The organism is Thalassobius sp. Cn5-15, assembly GCF_022347685.1.
In the GTDB taxonomy this organism is placed as follows: Bacteria; Pseudomonadota; Alphaproteobacteria; order Rhodobacterales; family Rhodobacteraceae; genus Thalassobius.
On the sequence record NZ_JAKRGF010000001.1, the window covers coordinates 945,465 to 962,349 of the forward strand.

14 protein-coding genes are annotated in these 16,885 nt (G+C 58.3%); 4 read left to right on the forward strand and 10 right to left on the reverse strand.

Features of this window, described 5'->3' with window-relative positions; translation table 11 throughout:
- Positions 1–23 precede the first annotated feature (23 nt).
- The 10 genes from MHM86_RS04520 to MHM86_RS04565 form a co-directional block, all read right to left on the reverse strand.
- Positions 24–359 (reverse strand): DUF4175 domain-containing protein, encoded by a 336-nt coding sequence (locus MHM86_RS04520; RefSeq protein WP_239196310.1) that lies wholly within the window; start codon positions 357–359, stop codon positions 24–26.
- Positions 356–751, reverse strand: coding sequence for a flagellar export chaperone FliS (gene fliS, locus MHM86_RS04525; protein ID WP_239196312.1), 396 nt, complete (start codon positions 749–751; stop codon positions 356–358). Before fliS ends, MHM86_RS04520 begins: the two co-directional genes overlap by 4 nt.
- A 414-nt stretch (positions 752–1,165) precedes the next feature.
- A complete protein-coding gene (locus tag MHM86_RS04530; protein WP_239196314.1) occupies positions 1,166–5,422 on the reverse strand; it encodes an Hpt domain-containing protein in 4,257 nt (1,418 codons plus the stop codon).
- 92 nt (positions 5,423–5,514) lie between these two features.
- The gene (locus tag MHM86_RS04535) at positions 5,515–5,919 is read right to left on the reverse strand and encodes a response regulator (protein WP_239196316.1); all 405 of its coding nucleotides are present in this window, start codon (positions 5,917–5,919) and stop codon (positions 5,515–5,517) included.
- A gap of 70 nt (positions 5,920–5,989) precedes the next feature.
- Positions 5,990–7,750 carry a methyl-accepting chemotaxis protein gene (locus tag MHM86_RS04540; protein WP_239196318.1) on the reverse strand — a complete coding sequence of 587 codons (1,761 nt, stop codon included), beginning with the start codon at positions 7,748–7,750 and terminating at the stop codon, positions 5,990–5,992.
- A 329-nt stretch (positions 7,751–8,079) separates the two neighbouring features.
- On the reverse strand, positions 8,080–8,604 hold the full coding sequence (locus tag MHM86_RS04545; RefSeq protein WP_239196320.1) for a chemotaxis protein CheW: 525 nt from the start codon (positions 8,602–8,604) through the stop codon (positions 8,080–8,082).
- A 13-nt stretch (positions 8,605–8,617) separates the two neighbouring features.
- Positions 8,618–9,754 (reverse strand): chemotaxis response regulator protein-glutamate methylesterase, encoded by a 1,137-nt coding sequence (locus tag MHM86_RS04550; RefSeq protein ID WP_239196322.1) that lies wholly within the window; start codon positions 9,752–9,754, stop codon positions 8,618–8,620.
- Between the two features lie 2 nt (positions 9,755–9,756).
- Positions 9,757–10,578, reverse strand: a complete 822-nt coding sequence (locus tag MHM86_RS04555) for a protein-glutamate O-methyltransferase CheR (protein WP_239196324.1) — start codon at positions 10,576–10,578, stop codon at positions 9,757–9,759.
- Entirely contained in the window at positions 10,578–11,798 is a 1,221-nt protein-coding gene (locus MHM86_RS04560) for a chemotaxis protein CheA (protein WP_239196326.1), read from the reverse strand. Before MHM86_RS04560 ends, MHM86_RS04555 begins: the two co-directional genes overlap by 1 nt.
- Positions 11,799–11,870: 72 nt before the next feature.
- A complete protein-coding gene (locus tag MHM86_RS04565; protein WP_239196328.1) occupies positions 11,871–12,176 on the reverse strand; it encodes a hypothetical protein in 306 nt (101 codons plus the stop codon).
- A 348-nt stretch (positions 12,177–12,524) separates the two neighbouring features.
- Between MHM86_RS04565 and MHM86_RS04570 the strand changes: the two genes are divergently transcribed.
- The 4 genes from MHM86_RS04570 to fliG are packed head-to-tail and all read left to right on the forward strand — an operon-like array spanning position 12,525 to position 16,869.
- Positions 12,525–13,700: a sigma 54-interacting transcriptional regulator gene (locus tag MHM86_RS04570; protein ID WP_239196330.1), complete on the forward strand. Its 1,176-nt coding sequence runs from the start codon at positions 12,525–12,527 to the stop codon at positions 13,698–13,700.
- 27 nt (positions 13,701–13,727) lie between these two features.
- On the forward strand, positions 13,728–14,072 hold the full coding sequence (gene fliE / locus MHM86_RS04575) for a flagellar hook-basal body complex protein FliE (RefSeq protein WP_239196332.1): 345 nt from the start codon (positions 13,728–13,730) through the stop codon (positions 14,070–14,072).
- Positions 14,073–14,125: 53 nt separating this feature from the next.
- The gene (gene fliF, locus MHM86_RS04580; RefSeq protein WP_239196334.1) at positions 14,126–15,844 is read left to right on the forward strand and encodes a flagellar basal-body MS-ring/collar protein FliF; all 1,719 of its coding nucleotides are present in this window, start codon (positions 14,126–14,128) and stop codon (positions 15,842–15,844) included.
- Positions 15,845–15,852: 8 nt separating this feature from the next.
- Positions 15,853–16,869: a flagellar motor switch protein FliG gene (gene fliG, locus MHM86_RS04585; protein ID WP_239196336.1), complete on the forward strand. Its 1,017-nt coding sequence runs from the start codon at positions 15,853–15,855 to the stop codon at positions 16,867–16,869.
- The last annotated feature ends 16 nt before the right edge of the window (positions 16,870–16,885 follow it).

Below are 16,885 nucleotides of genomic sequence, written 5' to 3' on the forward strand. Positions count from 1 at the left end.
CTTAACGAAAACTGGTGTGGGGATCACAACCGCGCCGTGCCGCGCGAATAGGCCAGCCGCACCTTGCGATCATTGCCCTTGCGCTGTTGCAGCTTGCGCCGGTCCTGTTCAATCTCATCTGCGGTGGCGCCCAGTTTGGTCACCGCCGAACGCAGGGCGTCAAAGTAATGCACTTCATCCGGTTCCGCTGCCGGCATCGCCGCGATCAAAGCCATCGCCATATTGCGCAGCTGGTGGTCAAGCGCGCGGAAGGCGGCCATATCGCCGTCGCGTGCGGCCTGCTGGCATCGATCCAGCATCGCCTCAAACTCCTGCACACGTTCCCGCGCGCTGAGGGTATTGATCGGCTCCGTGGTCATCCAACCTGTCTCACTTGCGGGCCGATCTCTGTCCAGGCATCCAGAATGCCCGAAATGGCATCTGCCGAGGCAGCCAATTCAGCCCCCTCTTCCTTGCGGAAGGCGGCCAGAATGTTCTGACGGCAGAACTCATACAGCTCAAACAGCGACACTGCGATGTCTTCGCCCTTGTCGAAATCAAGGCTGGATTGCAGCAGATAAATCGCCCGCAGCGCCTTGTTCACGTGATCCGGCGGATATTCGGTGCCAGCGGCATGGGCCGCTTTCATGACGTTCAAGGATTTTTCCAACTCGGTTAGGATGACGCGGATGATCTGGTGCGGATCATCAGGGACACTCACTCCTGAGTTACCTGTTTGACGATAGGTCGAACGTGCCTGAGTAAAGGTCATCTGGCGTCTTTCCCTTGGTTTCCTGAATTGCCGTGTTATTTAAAAGAACGGCAATTCCGACGGAAAGCTTTAGACCTGCGGCCTATTAATTTCATCCGCCTGCCCACCATGCATCCAAACCGGCACATACAGATCCCGCCCACCTTCAAGACGACGGCATTCCTGACGCGGGGCCTCGCCCACTGTGTGGGGCACGTGCGCTGCGTGCTGCCGGGCTGCATGCACGGTGCGGCGTTGCTTTGAAGCAGGCGAGACCAGCTGTCCCTTCCCCCCCTGTCTCATGCCCCCATTTTTCACCCGCCAAGGCGTCAGAACCACGCGCAACGCAATCTGGGCCAAAAGGCCCAGAAATCCAAGGTGTCGACGAAAACTGTTATGCATAGCGGGCCTCATCATTGGGGGCCGCTATGGGAGTTAGGCGGCCTCTGCTAGGCGATCTACTGCAACGACCATGCCGACTTCGCCGCCCGACAGCAGCGCCAGCCCCATCATATTGCGAATGCCAACCAGCGGCCCCTGCAGCGGACGCAACAGAACCAGTTGCTGGCCCAGCATTTCATCCACCGGAATGGCGAAACGACGATCCTCGTTGCGCAGCACTACATAGAGACTCTGGGTTTTCTTGCCCGATGCTTTGGCACGGCTGGCCTGTTCGCCCAATCCCATACCCCCGTCGATGACACTCAGTTGGCGGATCGGGGCCAGTTCACCGGTATCCGTGCGCAGCATCGCGGCGTTTTTCTGCGCCGGGATCGGCAACAGCGCATCAGAACTGCCCAGCTGGATGCGTTCAATCGCACCCACCGGCACCACATAACGCACCTCCCCCACACGCACGACCATCCCTTCCAGAAGGGCCATGTGAACCGGCAGCCGCAAATGGAAACTCTGCCCGCCCTGGGGCACAGGTGCGACGCGGAATTCACCGCCCTGATGCACTGCCTCTGCTTCAAGATCCTTGATCAGCTCGCCGTCAAGCGGAGCTGTGCCATCATCGCTAAGAACCACGCTGACGCTGTTATCGGACCGGCTAAGGCCAAGGTGCATTTTCGTCGCCGCGCCCTCTTTCACCAGACGCGAACGGATCAACCGTTTCAGAAACCGCTGCAACCCATCCATCATCGCCTGATCAACAACCACATCACCGCCGGAATGGCTCATCCGTGCTTCGCGTCCGACGGTGCGCGAACGTGCTTCAACAAAAGCCGCCAGCGTGCGCAGCAGGATCGAGGCCTTGCGTTCGCGCAGCTTCGCGGTTTCTTCCTGCAGACGGCTCATTTGGGTATTCAACTGATTTTCAGCCTCTGCCGCGCGAGCCACCTTCTGGGCGTATTCCTCCACCACACCGCGAATGGCGCTTTGGGTCACGGCATCCATTCCGCCTTCGAACTGCTGGGCTTTGCGGCGCATGATCGTATCAACCGACTGCACAATATCGGTGGCCATCAGTTCATCCAGAATGTGATGCACCATCGCCTGTCCGGCAGAAATTTCGCCGATGGTTTCCATCATCGACAGGCTGATACCTGCGCCGTCCCCTGCGCCGGCTTCGGCCTTGGGACTTGCTTCTTCCTGCAGTTCCTCTTCGATGCTGGTATAGTCGGGATCCAAGACCTGACGCATAAAGAGGTTGCTGGCGGACGGATCCATATTTGTCATCGCCGCAACCAGACCGTCCTGTTCCAAATCAGAGGCCAGCAAGAAGTCAAACAACGTCTTCTCATTCTGGAAGACGGTCACGTTAGTGATCATCTGCGCATTTCCTGCGCCGATCCATTCAAGGAACTTTTCTGCCAGCACCTCATCTTCGTTCAGGTCGGTGCGGATGATGTAGAAACTTTTCTTCTCTTCCAGCGCCTTATGAGCAGACTTCACACTTTCAGGACTGAGGACGCGGTGGAACTCTTCCGGCAGGCGCAGCTTGCGTTCAATCGTGCGTGCCGACACCACACCGCCCTGCTGGAAGGTGATGTTCGTCGCCTCTTCAAACAGCTCTTCGACCCTGTCCATATCAGGTTCATCGCCCTGATCCAGCGCGTCAAACACCAGTTCAATAGTGTCAAGGAAGCCACGTGCCATATGCAGCATCAGGGCGTCTGCGACGTTAGTGCTCTTCTTCACCCGCCCGAAAAGGTCAACCAGCGCCATAGTCAGGTTGGCGGCAGTTTCCATACGATAGTGGTTACAGGCGTGATAGACCAACCGCATCTTGTGGTTAAAGCCCGCAAACCATGCATTGCCTTCGGCAGCGAGGGTTTCGCGGTCGATCTTGTGGCGCAAACCGTTCAGCGTCTCAAATATCTGATCCGTCGCCCATTGGCGCACCAGATTGGAGGGGCGGACAATCAGATCACCAGCGATACGTTGGTCCGCAGGCATGATCTCTTCATATCCGATCAGCTCTTCGTAGAAGGTCAGCTGTTCAATACGGGCCTTTTTAACACACTCGGCCTTGGCCAAACGCTGAATTGAATCAATCGCCCGTACCAATCCGTGTGGTTCGATCAGTTCGATCACGGTTGCGGCCAACTTGTCCAGTTCTTTGCGCGCCTCTGCCGGGTTTTCGTCGACAAACATCACCGCTTCGGTGATGGCGGCATAATAAGGTTCCAGCTGACGAAACAGATTATCTGCCTCGCTGGTCTCTGCCGAAGGTGCAATGCCGCCAGTCACATTCAGCGCCTCTGCGTCGGCCATAAGACCTTTCAGCGCACCGTCCAGAGCGGCCAGATCTGCGAACCCTTCAAGTTTCGCCTCGAAAGATTCCAGCAGGTCAATCCAGCTGTCGAAACCCATTTGATTGGCCGCGTGCAGCAACCCATCACACTGCTTGAGCAGGTTGACCTTGCGATCCCCGATCGCCGCGTCCGAGGCCAGGTCGTCCTTCAGATGATCCAGAAACTCTTCGCACATCTCTGCAAAAATGGCGCGATAGGTCGGATCGTCAGACAATTTCTTGGCTTCGCCGCTCGTGCAGGCTTCCTGCGCGGCAATGCTGCTTTCGGCTTGCAGATCAGTGGCGGATTTTTCCGCCACAGGTGCGGGCGCGTCTGATGGTTCTGGTGCGGGCGCAGGGTCTGCGGCCGCTGGCGCCGGTGGGGCTGCAGGTGATGTTTCAGGAGTTGGTGGCATCTCTCGCGCGGCGGCTTCTGCCTGTACCTCGGGAGTCCCGCCTTGCTGCAGCACATCCAGATCCGCAATCAGCTTGTCCACCGCGGCGGGCGCTGCTGCATCGGATAGATCCGCGGCAGCGGCATCAAAGGCCGCAAGGGTGGTGACCCAAGCGTCAAATTCCATCTGACGGGCCGCATGCAACAGACCACCAACCTGCGCCAGCGCCTCTTCTTTGCGCTCTGCAGGTACCTTGCCCGTCCCCTTTTTCAAACGAGCGATCAGATCATCCGCCATTTCCGCAAAGATCGCGCGATAGGAGGGATCATCGGACAGTTTCGCATTTGGGTCCGGTTCCACATGGCCGTTGGCGGGGACATCTGCCGCCGCATCCGTGTCAGGCTCCGAAGGTTTATCCACAACAGGGCGGGCACGGGGTGCATCGCCAGCTTTAAGCGCCTCCATATCGCGCATCAGACCATCAATCGCACCAACCAGACCATCGACGTCGGCAATTGCCGGGCAATCGAAGGCGAAATCCTCCAGCAGGGACACCCAGTCGGGAAATCCCATCTGCCCTGCCGCATGCAAAAGACCATCGACCTGCCGTTCAACTTGCAGTTTGCGCTCCTCAAACCCTTCTGCCGAGGCTTTAATGGCAGAGAGTTTGGCCACCAGATCCTCGGTCATTTCGTCCCATATTTTCATATAGGTGGGATCTTGAGCGAAGTTGTCGATCGGGGTTTCGTCGATCTCAACGGTGGAGGTGACGGGCCCATGCTGAACGGGGCGCTCTGCCTCCGCCTCTTCCATATCAACGGCTTTGGCGGCTTCTTTGGCAGCCAGTTCTTCTTCGCTCAGATCCTCATCGAAGCTGAGGGCGTCGTCATCATTTTGAAAACTGCTATCGCCCATTTCAGCAAACAGCGCGTTCATATCTGCCATGCCCCCCGCAGGAACGGCGGCAGGTTCAGGTTCAGGAGCTGGTTCAGGTTCGGGCTCGGGCACCACCTCTGCAACGGGTTCAGGTTCGGGCACAGGGTCCGGTTCAGGCACGGGGTCAGGTTCGGGCGCCGCAACAGGTTCGGGCGCGGCCGCAGGTTCTTCAACGACCTCCTCGGCCACCGCCTCCACCGGGGCATCAGCGGGGTCAGCTTTGGGATCGACTTTGGCAATCATCGCTTTCAGCTGGTCCAACAGATCCTGCGAGGGTTCTGGATCCACGTCAGCGCGGTTGGCGGCCACATCTTCCAGCATAGACCGCAGGGTGTCACCGGCCAGAAACATCAGGTCCAGAATATCTTCGTCAAGCGGCACGCCATCATCGCGCACCAGACCGATCAGATCCTCGGCGAGGTGGGCGCGACTTTCAACCACTGCAAGTCCCAGTACACGGCTGTTGCCCTTGAAGGTGTGCACGGCACGAAACAGCGCCGAGATATGTTCGGTCGGGTCTTCAGCACCGTCTTGCAGAGCATCAAGGGCAGCCTCCATTCCGTCCAGCGCCTGCTGGCCGTCATCAGCGAAGAGTTCCCAGATTTCGTCCATTTCGCTCGACATATGTCACCCATAGATACTCAATAACTAAACTGCGTCAGCGACGCGGACCAACGCCCAAACAGGCGGGCGTCGATCATTCACAAATAGGACGCTTAGGCCGCGACGAGACGGCGCATGGTTTCGCGCAGTTCATCGCCGGTCTTTTCTTCCAGATCGTGAGACACGGTGCCGGAGGGTTTCGCGACCACACCATCAGCGCCAAGTTCGCGCGCTTTGGCGGCGTGGGGCGAGCCCTGCACCGTCACCGACGACAGCATGCAGATCTTGGCGCGGGTTTTCAGTTTGGCGTGGCGCAGAAACTCCAACCCGTCCATCACCGGCATTTCAATGTCCAACAGGATCAGGTCCAGATCGGGAATATCGGCTAGCTTGTCCAGCGCCTCCCGCCCGTTTGCCGCCTGCGCGGCCACCTTGAAATCCGGAAGGGCGTTCAGAAAGCTGGAGATGTAAAGCCGCATCATCGCTGCGTCATCTACGATCATCACTTTGTAAGCCATATTAAATGCTCTCCTCGTGGGGTCTTGTGCCCCCTCCTGAGCGGGAGGGGGCGAAACAGTTTTCGGTCACTCAGAAATCGAGGAAACCGCGTTCATCATGGTCGGTGTCACCACCCGGTGGCTGTGCCGCGACGCCGCCTGCACCACCGCCCAGTTTAGCGCCCATCATTGCTTTCAGCTTGGCCAGCATTTCCGGCGGCAGGTTTTCCATGCCGTCCACCATGCCAAAATCAGCCGAAGAAGGTGTCACCGGACGCAGCTTGTAGCGCGAGATTTCGCGGCTCATGCTTTCGGTCGCGGCCGTCATTTCAGCCGAGGTTGCGGCCAGTTCATCCGCCTGCTGGCTGGTCGCCAGCGCGGTGCGGGCGACCTCACCGATGGCCGAGTTAATCTGTGCCACACCGCGCGACTGCTCTTCAGAGGCGCGGTTGATGGTTTCCACCAGCTCCTTCACCTCTGCGATATTGACCGCAATCTTTTCAAAGCTCTCCGAGGTTTCAGTCGCCAGACGCACACCAGAGGCGACGCGCCCGTTGGCCCCTTCGATCAAATCGGAGGTTTCGCGCGCCGCTTTGGCCGAGCGACCAGCGAGGTTGCGCACCTCTTGAGCCACCACAGCAAATCCACGACCGTGTTGACCTGCGCGCGCGGCTTCGACCGCAGCGTTGAGCGCCAGCAAGTTGGTTTGGAAGGCAATTTCGTCGATCACCTTGATGATTTTCGCAATGTCCTGCGACGAGGCGTTGATGCCTTCCATCGCGGTGACCATTTCGTCGATCTTACTTTTGCCTTCGGCAGCCACATCCGCGTTCTGGGTGACCAGAATTTCAGCCGTGCGCGCGGCGTCGGCATTTGCCTGCACCTGCACATCGGTTTCCTCGGCCGAAGCCGAAACATCATCCACCGAGGTTGATGCAATCTGCGAGTTGCTGGCCAGTTCCTGACTGGCCGCGCTCATCTGGCCAACAGTCTGGCTGACCTGCCCCACCTGGGCGCTGATTTCGCTGAAGGCGCTGTTTAGGCCGACAAAGGCGCTCTCAAAGCTCTCGATGATCTCGCGGAAGGCGCCTTTGAAATTGTCGGTATTACCGCGCACCTCCAGATTGCCTTCGACAATCGCATCAGACAGGCGTTTGATCTCGCTGTTGATGTTAGTGAAATTGTCGCGTGTACGGTCAATCGCCTGATTGAGCGCTGCCTTTTCACCCGGCAGCGGCGGCATGTTGGCGGAAAAATCCCCTTCGGAAAAACGCTCGAAGACGCTGATGCCTTCTAGGATCGCGGCCAGGTGATCCTCGACCATTTTGTTAACCTGCTCACCGGCCGAAACAATGTAGGGCAACTGGAAATCGTCGGTTTTGATCCGTTCGCGCACCAGGCCGGCATTGTGTGCCTCTGCCATATCCGTAATGCCCTGCAGCAGCTTCTTGGTTTCGTCCTCGATCTGCGTTTCGGCAGATTTATCCTGAAACTCAGCCACAAAGCCCAAACCATCCGGCGTGCGTTTGGTGGTGATATCCCAGGCAAAGCCCGGCAAACGGATCGCTGCCTGATAAGAGCCTTTCAGACCTTTCAGCAGATTACGCTGATGGCTGGGGGTTTCGTGGAAATCATCGATGCAGGTGCCAATAAGCGATCCCGCGGAAAAATGAGGCAACATGCCCTTCAGCGTCTCTTCGGCGCCGGCAAACATCTCCATCGCAGCGGAGTTAGCAAAGATAATGACAAGGTCGTTGTCGGTGATCAGGACCGGCTCGGAAATCATATCGAGAGTATGATACGCTTCGACTGGGGGGCGGTCAGAAGCGGCTTCCGGTTTCGCTTTGGTCATCTGAGTTGTCCTTTCTGGCGAGCTGTACATTTAATAGCGACCGGGCTGGAAATTTCTTTAGCCACGCGGTGCGCTTAAGTCTGGATTTTCGGAATTTCTGGCTTTCGGGCAGCGATGGGAAAGAGCTTTGCGATGCGCCAGACTGTACAGTCCGGGCGGATGGGGTCCGCGCGTGCTCAGTGGCACTCTCCTTGGGTTACTAAATCACTTGTTCACTAAACTGGCGAAACAGACCGCCAGCGGGGGGGGTGGGCAGGACAACCCTGCCCTTGTCTTAAACCATGTCTCAGGAGCCGCCTCAGGGGCGGCACCCATTGCCCAACAAGGCCTTAGGCACTCATCGCTTCGGGCATGGCCAGTTCGGTGTCAGACACCAACAGGCCAGAGTTGAGGATGATCGCCACGTTTTCACCAACACGGCCCAGACCATGCACCAGGCCCTGACTTTCGCCGCCACCCAAACCGCTGGCGCTGTCGATGTGGTCATCCGCGATTTCCAGAACTTCAGACACGCGGTCGACAATCAAACCAACGGGCGAAGTGCCAAGTTCGAGCACGATGATCACCGTACGGTCGTCATAAGCACGCTCTTCCAGATTGAAACGCAGGCGCACGTCCATCAACGGGATTACTTTGCCGCGCAGGTTGATCACGCCTTTGATGTATCGCGGCACATCCGGCACCGTCATGATGCGCTGCATGCCGACAATCTCTGTCACCACGGCGATGGGTACACCGTAGGTTTCTGTGCCGATGGCAAAGGTGAGGTACATGTTTTCGATGTTGTCATCATCGCGCAGCAGTGCCTCTGCGTCTGCGGGGGTAGTGCCTTGATCAGTGGTCAACTCGGTCATCCTCTGGATCCTTTCAAACTCGATAACTTTCCTGTCCTGCTGGGGCGGCGGCACTGGGACATGACGCCATCAACCAGGACGGTATTTCACTCAACGGGACCAGTTTTTCTGGTGCCCCGAACTCATAGGCGGCTTTGGGCATGCCATAGACCACACAACTGGCTTCATCCTGCGCCACACAGCGCCCGCCAGAAAGGCGAATGGCCAACTGACCTTCAGCGCCGTCGCGTCCCATGCCGGTCAGAATGGCCGAAGAGACCCGGCCCTTGGCGTGGCGCGCAACGGATTTAAACAACACATCAACCGCAGGACGGGAAAAACAGACCTCTGGCCCCTCAACCAGTTCCACCGCCAAACGATCGCCCTTGGGCTGAACACGCATATGGCAGAGGCCGCCCGGCGCAATCAGCACGTGCCCGGTTTGCAACACGTCGCCATCGCGGGCCTCGCGCACCTGCATGGCGCAGGTCTGGTCCAGACGACGGGCAAAAGAGCCGGTGAAGCCTTCAGGCATGTGCTGCACAATGACAATCGGCGGCGTGTCGGCAGGCAGCGACTGCAACACAGCCGTCAGCGCCTGCACACCACCGGTGGACGCGCCGATGGCAATCAGCCAATCCGGTGCTATTGTCGGCGCGGCGGTTGGCGCGGTGCTGAACGATGGGCGCGGCATCTCTACCTGCGCTGGCGCCATTGGGGTCTGTTCCACTTGTGCTTTGGCGGCAACCTTCACCCGATCTGCGATGCTTTGCATCATGTCGTTCAGACCACCGCCCAACTCCATCTTGGGCTTAGCAATCACATCCACCGCACCGGCGGCCAGCGCGTCAACGGTGGCCTGCGCCGAACGCTGGGTTTGTGAGGAAATCACCACCGTCGGGATCGGTGCCTTCGCCATCAAGCCGCGCAGGAAGGTCAGCCCGTCCATATTGGGCATTTCCAGATCCAGCGTAATCACATCAGGCCGGTCCTTGACCAGATATTGCATCGCGACACGCGCATCAGCGGCGGCCCCCATCACCTCGATCTCGGGATCCTGACCCAGACCGATCGACAGGATTTTACGCACCATTGCGCTGTCATCGACGATCAACGTTCGGATCTTGCGCGGGGCAGGTTTGCGTGTGCGTGGGGCAGAAGCGAACGTCATTCTCAACCCCTCCGGTAGATGCCGGTGGTGACGGGGATCCAAGCATCGCACAGATCACGCACCGCTTCGGTGACAGAAGTCACAAGGAAACCGCCCGGTTCTGTCGCGTCATAGATAGCACGCAGAGTGGCTGCCTGATCCTCTGGCTCGAAATAATAAAGGATATTGCGGCAAAACACGACTTGGAACTGCTTGGCAAAGGGGTAAGGCGTCGCCTTCAGATTGAGGCGGCGGAAGGTGCAGGTTTTGCGCAAAGGCTCGTTTACCTGAAACATCCCCTCCCCCGCTGGCGTCATGTAACGCGACCGCATGGCAACATCCATCTGGCTCAACGCACGATCGGAAAATACCGCTTTTTCAGCGCTTTCCACCACCGGCGCCGAAATATCAGTGCCCAAAATCGACAATTTTCTCAGCGCGGCCGGCCCCAGCTTTTCCGCCACCAGCATCGCAATTGTGTAGGCCTCATCGCCGGTACTTGCTGCGGCGGACCAGATGCGAATTTCGTCGCGCCCTGCCAATTGCGGCAAGATGTTTTCAGCAAAAACATCTAGGACTTCAGGCTCGCGGAAGAAGAAGGTGTGGTTGGTCGATGCCGCATGCATCACCGCCAACTCCACGTCCTGGCGGTCGCCTTTGGTGATCGCACCAGCCAGTTCATTGAGGTCACGCAGCGCATAGGTATGCGTCACCCGCGCCAGTCGCTGGCGCAGCAGATTGGCCTTGTGATCAGGATAAGAGATGCCGCAGCGATCCCCCAGCCATGCGCGGATGCTCTCATAACCGACAGAGTCCTGATGCGGCAGACCATGGGCCATCGTCATCAGTTTTCCTCCCCTGCGGCCAGACGATCAGCGTCCAGAACCAAAGCCACCTCACCGGTGCCCAGCAATGCGCAGCCCCAGCTGGCGCGGACCTTGGCCAGCACCCCCGAAAGCGGCTTCATCACCACCTGCTGACGGTCCAGCACCTCATCCACCGGCACGGCGATCTGACGTGAACCGGCGTTCAGCACGATGACCACGGTATCGTTCAGCGGCTTCAGATCCTGCATCACATCGCCATAATAGGTTTCCAGACGACACACCGGCACATGGGTGTCACGCAGACGCAGCATTTCCGCGCGCGAACCAGCGGAAATGGTCATGCTGTTTTCAATGCCAGGGTTCACAATCTCGGCAATATCTTCGACCGGCACTGCGAACAGATGGGTGCCCTGCCGCAGCAGGATGCAATCAAGGAAAGCCAGCGACACCGGAATATGCAGCGACACATTGGTGCCCTTACCTTCCCAGCTGTCCACGGCGATCCGACCGCGCAGATCCCGCATGGTGGAGTTCAAAACGTCCATCCCAACCCCACGGCCTGACAGGTTCGACACCTGTTCAGCGGTGGAGAAACCCGGTTCAAAGATCACCTTCCACAGCTTGCTGCTTTCGGGTTCTTCATCGGGGCCATAGAAACCACGCTTGCGCGCAATCTCTAGGATCTTCTTACGGTTCAGTCCACGACCGTCGTCACCGACAACGATCTGCACCTCGCTGCCGACCTGCGCTGCAGATAGGGTAATGGTGCCCTTCTCGCTCTTGCCCGCAGCCAGTCGTTCTTCAACGCCTTCAAGACCGTGGTCGGCAGAGTTGCGCAAGACATGCAACAAAGGATCATAAAGGCGGTCTGCCACCATTTTATCAATGGCGGTATCGGCACCAACAATATTGAGGTTGATCTTCTTCTTGGTCTGGCGCTCCAGCTCACGGATCATCCGTTTCAGGCGCTTAAATACCTCATCAACCGGCACCAACCGCAATTCGGTCGCCGCGTCTTGTACTTCGCGCACGATCATCGAAAGGCGGTGGGCGGCGGCTTCAAAGTCGGTACGATCGCCGTTGCTGTTCACCAAATCAGGGGAGTTCACCGTCTCAGACACACTGAGCGACAATTCCCCAACAAGATCCATCAGCCGGCTGATCTTCTGCGACGAAACCCGCAGCAGAGCACCGCCCGCCGCCTGTTTGTCTGTTCCGGTATCTGCCTCTGCTGACATCTGACCTTGATCCTTTATTTACACAACATACGCCCGACGTGGGCGCCACTCATTACGAAATGATCGCGAGGCTTAAGCCGCGTCTTCGTTGCCGTCGAAACTAAAGATGCACACCCCGTCAAATCCCGTAGATTTGAACAGAAAGGTCTTCTTCATCATATCGACAAAGCCGCCGTGTTTCTTTTCGAAGTTCTTCAGATCAGCCACGGTGGGGAAAAAGACATTAACGGAAATGTCACCTTCCTTACTGATCAGAACCGTGAGGCCGGACAAACGACACTCTGGGATAGCGTTCCCCAACGTCTCGGTCACAAAAGGCGCCGCGATTTGCGCAGCGTCGAGGCTGGGAAATTTAAGGTGGTAAGTTTTTGACAACATAAACAGGGCCTGCGGATTTGTTTTTCGTCTGCAAAGTCAAACGTCCGTTAACCACAAAAGTTGATGCCCTTATTTTGGGAAAACGCACCCCACAAAGTATAGGTCGTCGAGAATTTGGAGATATGACAGTGTCGTCAAGTTTCCGACAGGTATCAAAACCCCGTCAATATAACGAATCATGCGGGTAGATGCCCCCCATACCTAGGGCGTTAACCTTTTATATACTTTAGTTAATTTAGTTTTTAATTTCATTAAATATCAATGGCTTGTGATTTTTTCGAATCACATCTCTGCTGTTTGGTACGGCTCCTGCTTCTTAGAAACCGACAGCAATCGCAGGAGGCACCAATGGCCAAGATCTTCATCATCGCACAAGAATTTGACGACGCGACCGCAGTGGCGGATCTGTTGCAGCGTCGCCGGATCGACACGGTGTTGATCGACGCACTGGGCGTACCTGACACCAACCCTGGTAAAGGCAACACGCTGGTATGTTCCGCTGCCGCCGAGAAAGCCGCCGGTGGTCAATCCGGTCTGGTCTCTGCCGCACGTGCCCTTGGCATCGCGCAGATGGTGATTGTGGAACCGGGCAAAGCCTTCTCTGTCACCGCAGAACTGGGCGGCCGTATGCAGCGTGTAACCCTGCCGCTGCGCGGCTCTGCCATTCCGCCTCTCAATGCCCCGTCGCTTCTGGCGCTGACCGATCTGATCGCCACCCCCCACGGTGGCATGGTCGCCGCCGCTGACAGCACCGGCGCGCTGATGGATCTGGCGGCCCGTGTGGCCCAGACCGATGTCACCGTCTTCATCAACGGCCCGACGGGTTCCGGCAAAGAGGTGCTGAGCCAACTGATCCACGACCGTTCGCCCCGCGCAGGCAAGCCGTTTGTGGCTGTGAACTGTGCGGCAATCCCCGAAAACATGCTGGAAGCGATGCTGTTTGGCCATGAAAAGGGTGCCTTCACCGGTGCATCAACTGCCAACCGCGGTATCTTCCGCGCCGCAGACGGTGGCACGCTCTTGCTGGATGAAATCTCGGAAATGCCGCTGGGCCTTCAGGCCAAACTGCTGCGCGTACTTCAGGAAAAGAAAGTCACCCCGCTGGGCAGCCAGAAAGAAGAGCAGGTTGATGTGCGCGTGATCGCCACCTCCAACCGTGACATGCTGGCCGAGGTCGAGGCAGGCAACTTCCGCGAAGACCTGTACTACCGCCTGAACGTCTTCCCGCTGGCGACACAGGAACTGGCCGCGCGCGCGCAGGATATCCCCGCACTCGCAACCGCTATGATCCGCCGCCACACCCCCGAAGGCACAAACCTGCCCCTTCTGGCAGATGAGGCAGTGATCGCCCTGCTGGCCCACGACTGGCCCGGAAATGTGCGTGAACTGGAAAACGTCGTTCAGCGTGCACTGGTTCTGCGCACCGGTGATGTGGTCAGCGCCGCAGACATCATGCTGACCGCCAACGCAGCCATGATCCCCGGTTTCAACATCAGCGCCCCGATGGCAGCACACGCCGCCTAAAAAAGAGGGCAAATATTGAGGTAAGCCATGACTATTTCGAGCCTTTCTGGAAATTCGACACTGGCCGCTTTGAATGCGCGTGCAGCGGCTTCGCTGCAAAACACGACCTCGGCGATCCCCTCTGCCCTGCCCAATCCGGCTGAGCCGCAGGCCCCCAACTTTGCCGAACGGCTGGGTGACGCGATCAAAGAGGTGAACAGCGCACAGGATAAAGCGAACAAATCCGCCTACGCCTATGAGACCGGCGCCACGGACAATCTGGCTTCGGTGATGGTGGATCAGCAGGTGTCGTCGCTAGGGTTCCAGATGACCATGCAGGTCCGTAACAAGGCCCTGACCGCTTACCGCGATATCATGAACATGCCGGTGTAATCCGGCAACTGATCCTCAACAGGATCTAACGGCAAAATAGAACGAGAGTTTCGATGGACAGCACAACCAATCCAGTTGCCCCCGCCGAAGGCAAGTCCCCCGCCCAACAGGGCCGGGCCTATCTGGAACAGGCACAGGAAATGATGGCTCAGCCAGCGGTGCGACGCGCCCTGCCTGCAATCATTCTGGTTGTGGTGGCGGTGTTTGGCCTTGTGGTTTACATGATGCTGGCCCAGCCCAAACGGCTGAGCCTCTACACCGACCTGCCCGAAGCGGACAAAGCCCGCGCGGTTGAGGTGCTGACTGGCGGCGGCATCGACGCCATCATCGACCAATCCACCGGCGCCCTGCGCGTCACAGAAGCTGATTATCACAAAGCCCGCATGATGCTGGCCACCGAAGGCCTGCCGGCAGGCACGCCTGACGGGATCTCGACCCTCAATGACATGCCGATGGGGGCGTCGCGTTCGGTGGAAGCCGCCCGCCTGCGCCGCATGCATGAACTGGATCTGGCCCGCTCGATCACCGAATTTTCCAACGTGACGTCTGCGCGTGTGCATCTGGCGCTGCCGGAACAAACCGCCTTTATCCGCGACACCAAACCGCCGCGCGCCTCTGTCTTTGTGCAGGTGGCCCCGGGCCGTGCGCTGGATGACGGACAGGTCAGTGCGATTGTCTCGCTCGTGTCCACCTCCGTACCCGGAATGACCCGCGCCAATGTATCGGTTGTCGATCAGACCGGCCGCCTGCTGTCGCGCGAAAGCAACGATCCCCTGAGTGCGCTGTCGACCCAGCAGCTGGGCCACCGCAAGCAAATGGAAACCCATTACCGTCAACGGATTGAGGCGCTGCTTTCGCCCATCGTCGGCGCCGGAAATGTGGCGGCAGAGGTGACGGTGGATATGGATTTCACCCGCTCCGAGATCACCGCAGAACAGTACATGCCCAACGGTTCGGTCATTCGTTCCGAGCAGAAGATGACCCAGCAGAACAACACCCAGCAGGCACGTGGCATTCCCGGTGCGGTGTCCAACACCCCGCCGCAGGAAACCCAGCTGGTGGAAAACGGCCCGACCAGCTTTGCCGGTGGGCAGATCGAAAACAACACTGAAAACTCGACCCGCAACTATGAGGTCAGCCGCCGCGTTGAAACCAAACAACCCTCCAGCGCCCAGATCGTGCGCATCCATGCCGCCGTGCTGTTGCGCACCCCTGCAGGCACGATGGCCGAAGACGGATCGCTGGTGCCCGGTGCATTGCCCGAGTCGGTGATGAAAGACGCAGAGGCGCTGGTGCGTTCGGCCATCGGGTTTCAGGGCCGTCGCGGCGACACTGTGACCCTGTCCGCCCAACCCTTTATCGATACCTTCTCTGAGGTTTCGATGCCCTGGTACAAAGAAGCATGGGTCATGGACACCGCTCGTTATGGTGCACAGATTGCCGTCCTTGCCATCGTGGTGCTGGGTCTGGTGAAACCGATTGTTGACCGCCTGCTATTTTCTCCTGCTGCACCAGCCTCGCCCCTGGGGATGGGTGCCCCGATCGGTGGCGCACCCGGTGGTCTGGGTGATGTGATTGAGGTGGGACCCGGGGAAACTCTGGCCGAAGTGCGCGCGCGTCTGGATGGGTTCGAACCCGTCGGCAACCCTTGGTCCCATGTGTCCTACGAAGAAAAACTCGCCCTGATCCGCGACCTGACCCACAGCGACGGCGACCGCATCGCCACCGCGTTTAAGTCGATGATCGAAGAAGACTCCTCTCAGCTGAAGTGATCTGAACAATGCCCAAGCCCCTGACAATCGACGACCTTGGCGGCACCCAGAAAGCGGCCGTGATGATGATGCTGTTCGGCGAAGACGCCGCCGCCAAGATCCTTGGCTATCTCAACCCGCATGAGGTGCAACAACTGGGCACCGCAATGTACATGGTGCGCAATGTAGAACATTCGACCGTCGATGCGGTGCTGAACGAGTTTCTGCATGACCTGCGCGAACAGACCGGGCTGGGCGTGGGCGTGAACGCTTACATCAAGGATGTGCTGACCAAAGCTCTGGGCAATGACAAGGCACATTCGGTCCTCAGCCGGATCCCACGTACCTCTTCGGATCGTCCGATCGAGATCCTTGAATGGATGGACGCGCCCGCGGTGGCGGAACTGATTGTCGATGAACACCCGCAGATCATCGCGCTGGTCATTGCCTCGCTGGAGCCGGTCACCGGCGCAGAGGTGTTGAAACTGATCCCTGAAGATGTGCAATCCGATATCATCCACCGGATTTCCAACCTCGCCAATGTGCAACCGGAGGCGTTGAAGGATCTGGAACAGGTGATCCAGAAAAAGTTCCAGGAAAACACCACCCTGCGCGCCAGCCAGATGGGCGGCGTGAAAGCGGCCGCGCGGATTATGAACTTCACCAAGCAGGACATGGAAAGCCGCATCATGAAGGACGTGCAGAAGCAGGACAAAACGCTGGTTACTGCACTGCAGGACAACATGTTCGTCTTCGACAACCTCATCAAATCCGACGATCGCGCCATTCAGACACTGCTGCGCGAAGTGGAAAACCGCACGCTCGTTCTGGCGCTGCGTGGCGCCGACGAAATTCTGCGCGACAAGCTCTTGGGCTGTATGTCCACCCGTGCTGCCGCCGCCATTGTGGATGAGATGGAGGCGCTTGGTCCCGTCCGTCTGACCGAAGTGCAGACCGCACAGAAAGATGTTATCGCTGTAGCCCGTCGCCTGTCGGATGAGGGCACCATCACCCTTGCCGGTCGTGGCGGCGAGGTCATGGTTTAACACCCCGGCTGAGAAG

Bases quoted from the DNA above. Each gene is read 5' to 3' on its own strand.
- MHM86_RS04520 (WP_239196310.1), bottom strand. From the start codon at position 359: ATGACCACGGAGCCGATCAATACCCTCAGCGCGCGGGAACGTGTGCAG.
- fliS (WP_239196312.1), bottom strand. From the start codon at position 751: ATGACCTTTACTCAGGCACGTTCGACCTATCGTCAAACAGGTAACTCA.
- MHM86_RS04530 (WP_239196314.1), bottom strand. From the start codon at position 5,422: ATGTCGAGCGAAATGGACGAAATCTGGGAACTCTTCGCTGATGACGGC.
- MHM86_RS04535 (WP_239196316.1), bottom strand. From the start codon at position 5,919: ATGGCTTACAAAGTGATGATCGTAGATGACGCAGCGATGATGCGGCTT.
- MHM86_RS04540 (WP_239196318.1), bottom strand. From the start codon at position 7,750: ATGACCAAAGCGAAACCGGAAGCCGCTTCTGACCGCCCCCCAGTCGAA.
- MHM86_RS04545 (WP_239196320.1), bottom strand. From the start codon at position 8,604: ATGACCGAGTTGACCACTGATCAAGGCACTACCCCCGCAGACGCAGAG.
- MHM86_RS04550 (WP_239196322.1), bottom strand. From the start codon at position 9,754: ATGACGTTCGCTTCTGCCCCACGCACACGCAAACCTGCCCCGCGCAAG.
- MHM86_RS04555 (WP_239196324.1), bottom strand. From the start codon at position 10,578: ATGACGATGGCCCATGGTCTGCCGCATCAGGACTCTGTCGGTTATGAG.
- MHM86_RS04560 (WP_239196326.1), bottom strand. From the start codon at position 11,798: ATGTCAGCAGAGGCAGATACCGGAACAGACAAACAGGCGGCGGGCGGT.
- MHM86_RS04565 (WP_239196328.1), bottom strand. From the start codon at position 12,176: ATGTTGTCAAAAACTTACCACCTTAAATTTCCCAGCCTCGACGCTGCG.
- MHM86_RS04570 (WP_239196330.1), top strand. From the start codon at position 12,525: ATGGCCAAGATCTTCATCATCGCACAAGAATTTGACGACGCGACCGCA.
- fliE (WP_239196332.1), top strand. From the start codon at position 13,728: ATGACTATTTCGAGCCTTTCTGGAAATTCGACACTGGCCGCTTTGAAT.
- fliF (WP_239196334.1), top strand. From the start codon at position 14,126: ATGGACAGCACAACCAATCCAGTTGCCCCCGCCGAAGGCAAGTCCCCC.
- fliG (WP_239196336.1), top strand. From the start codon at position 15,853: ATGCCCAAGCCCCTGACAATCGACGACCTTGGCGGCACCCAGAAAGCG.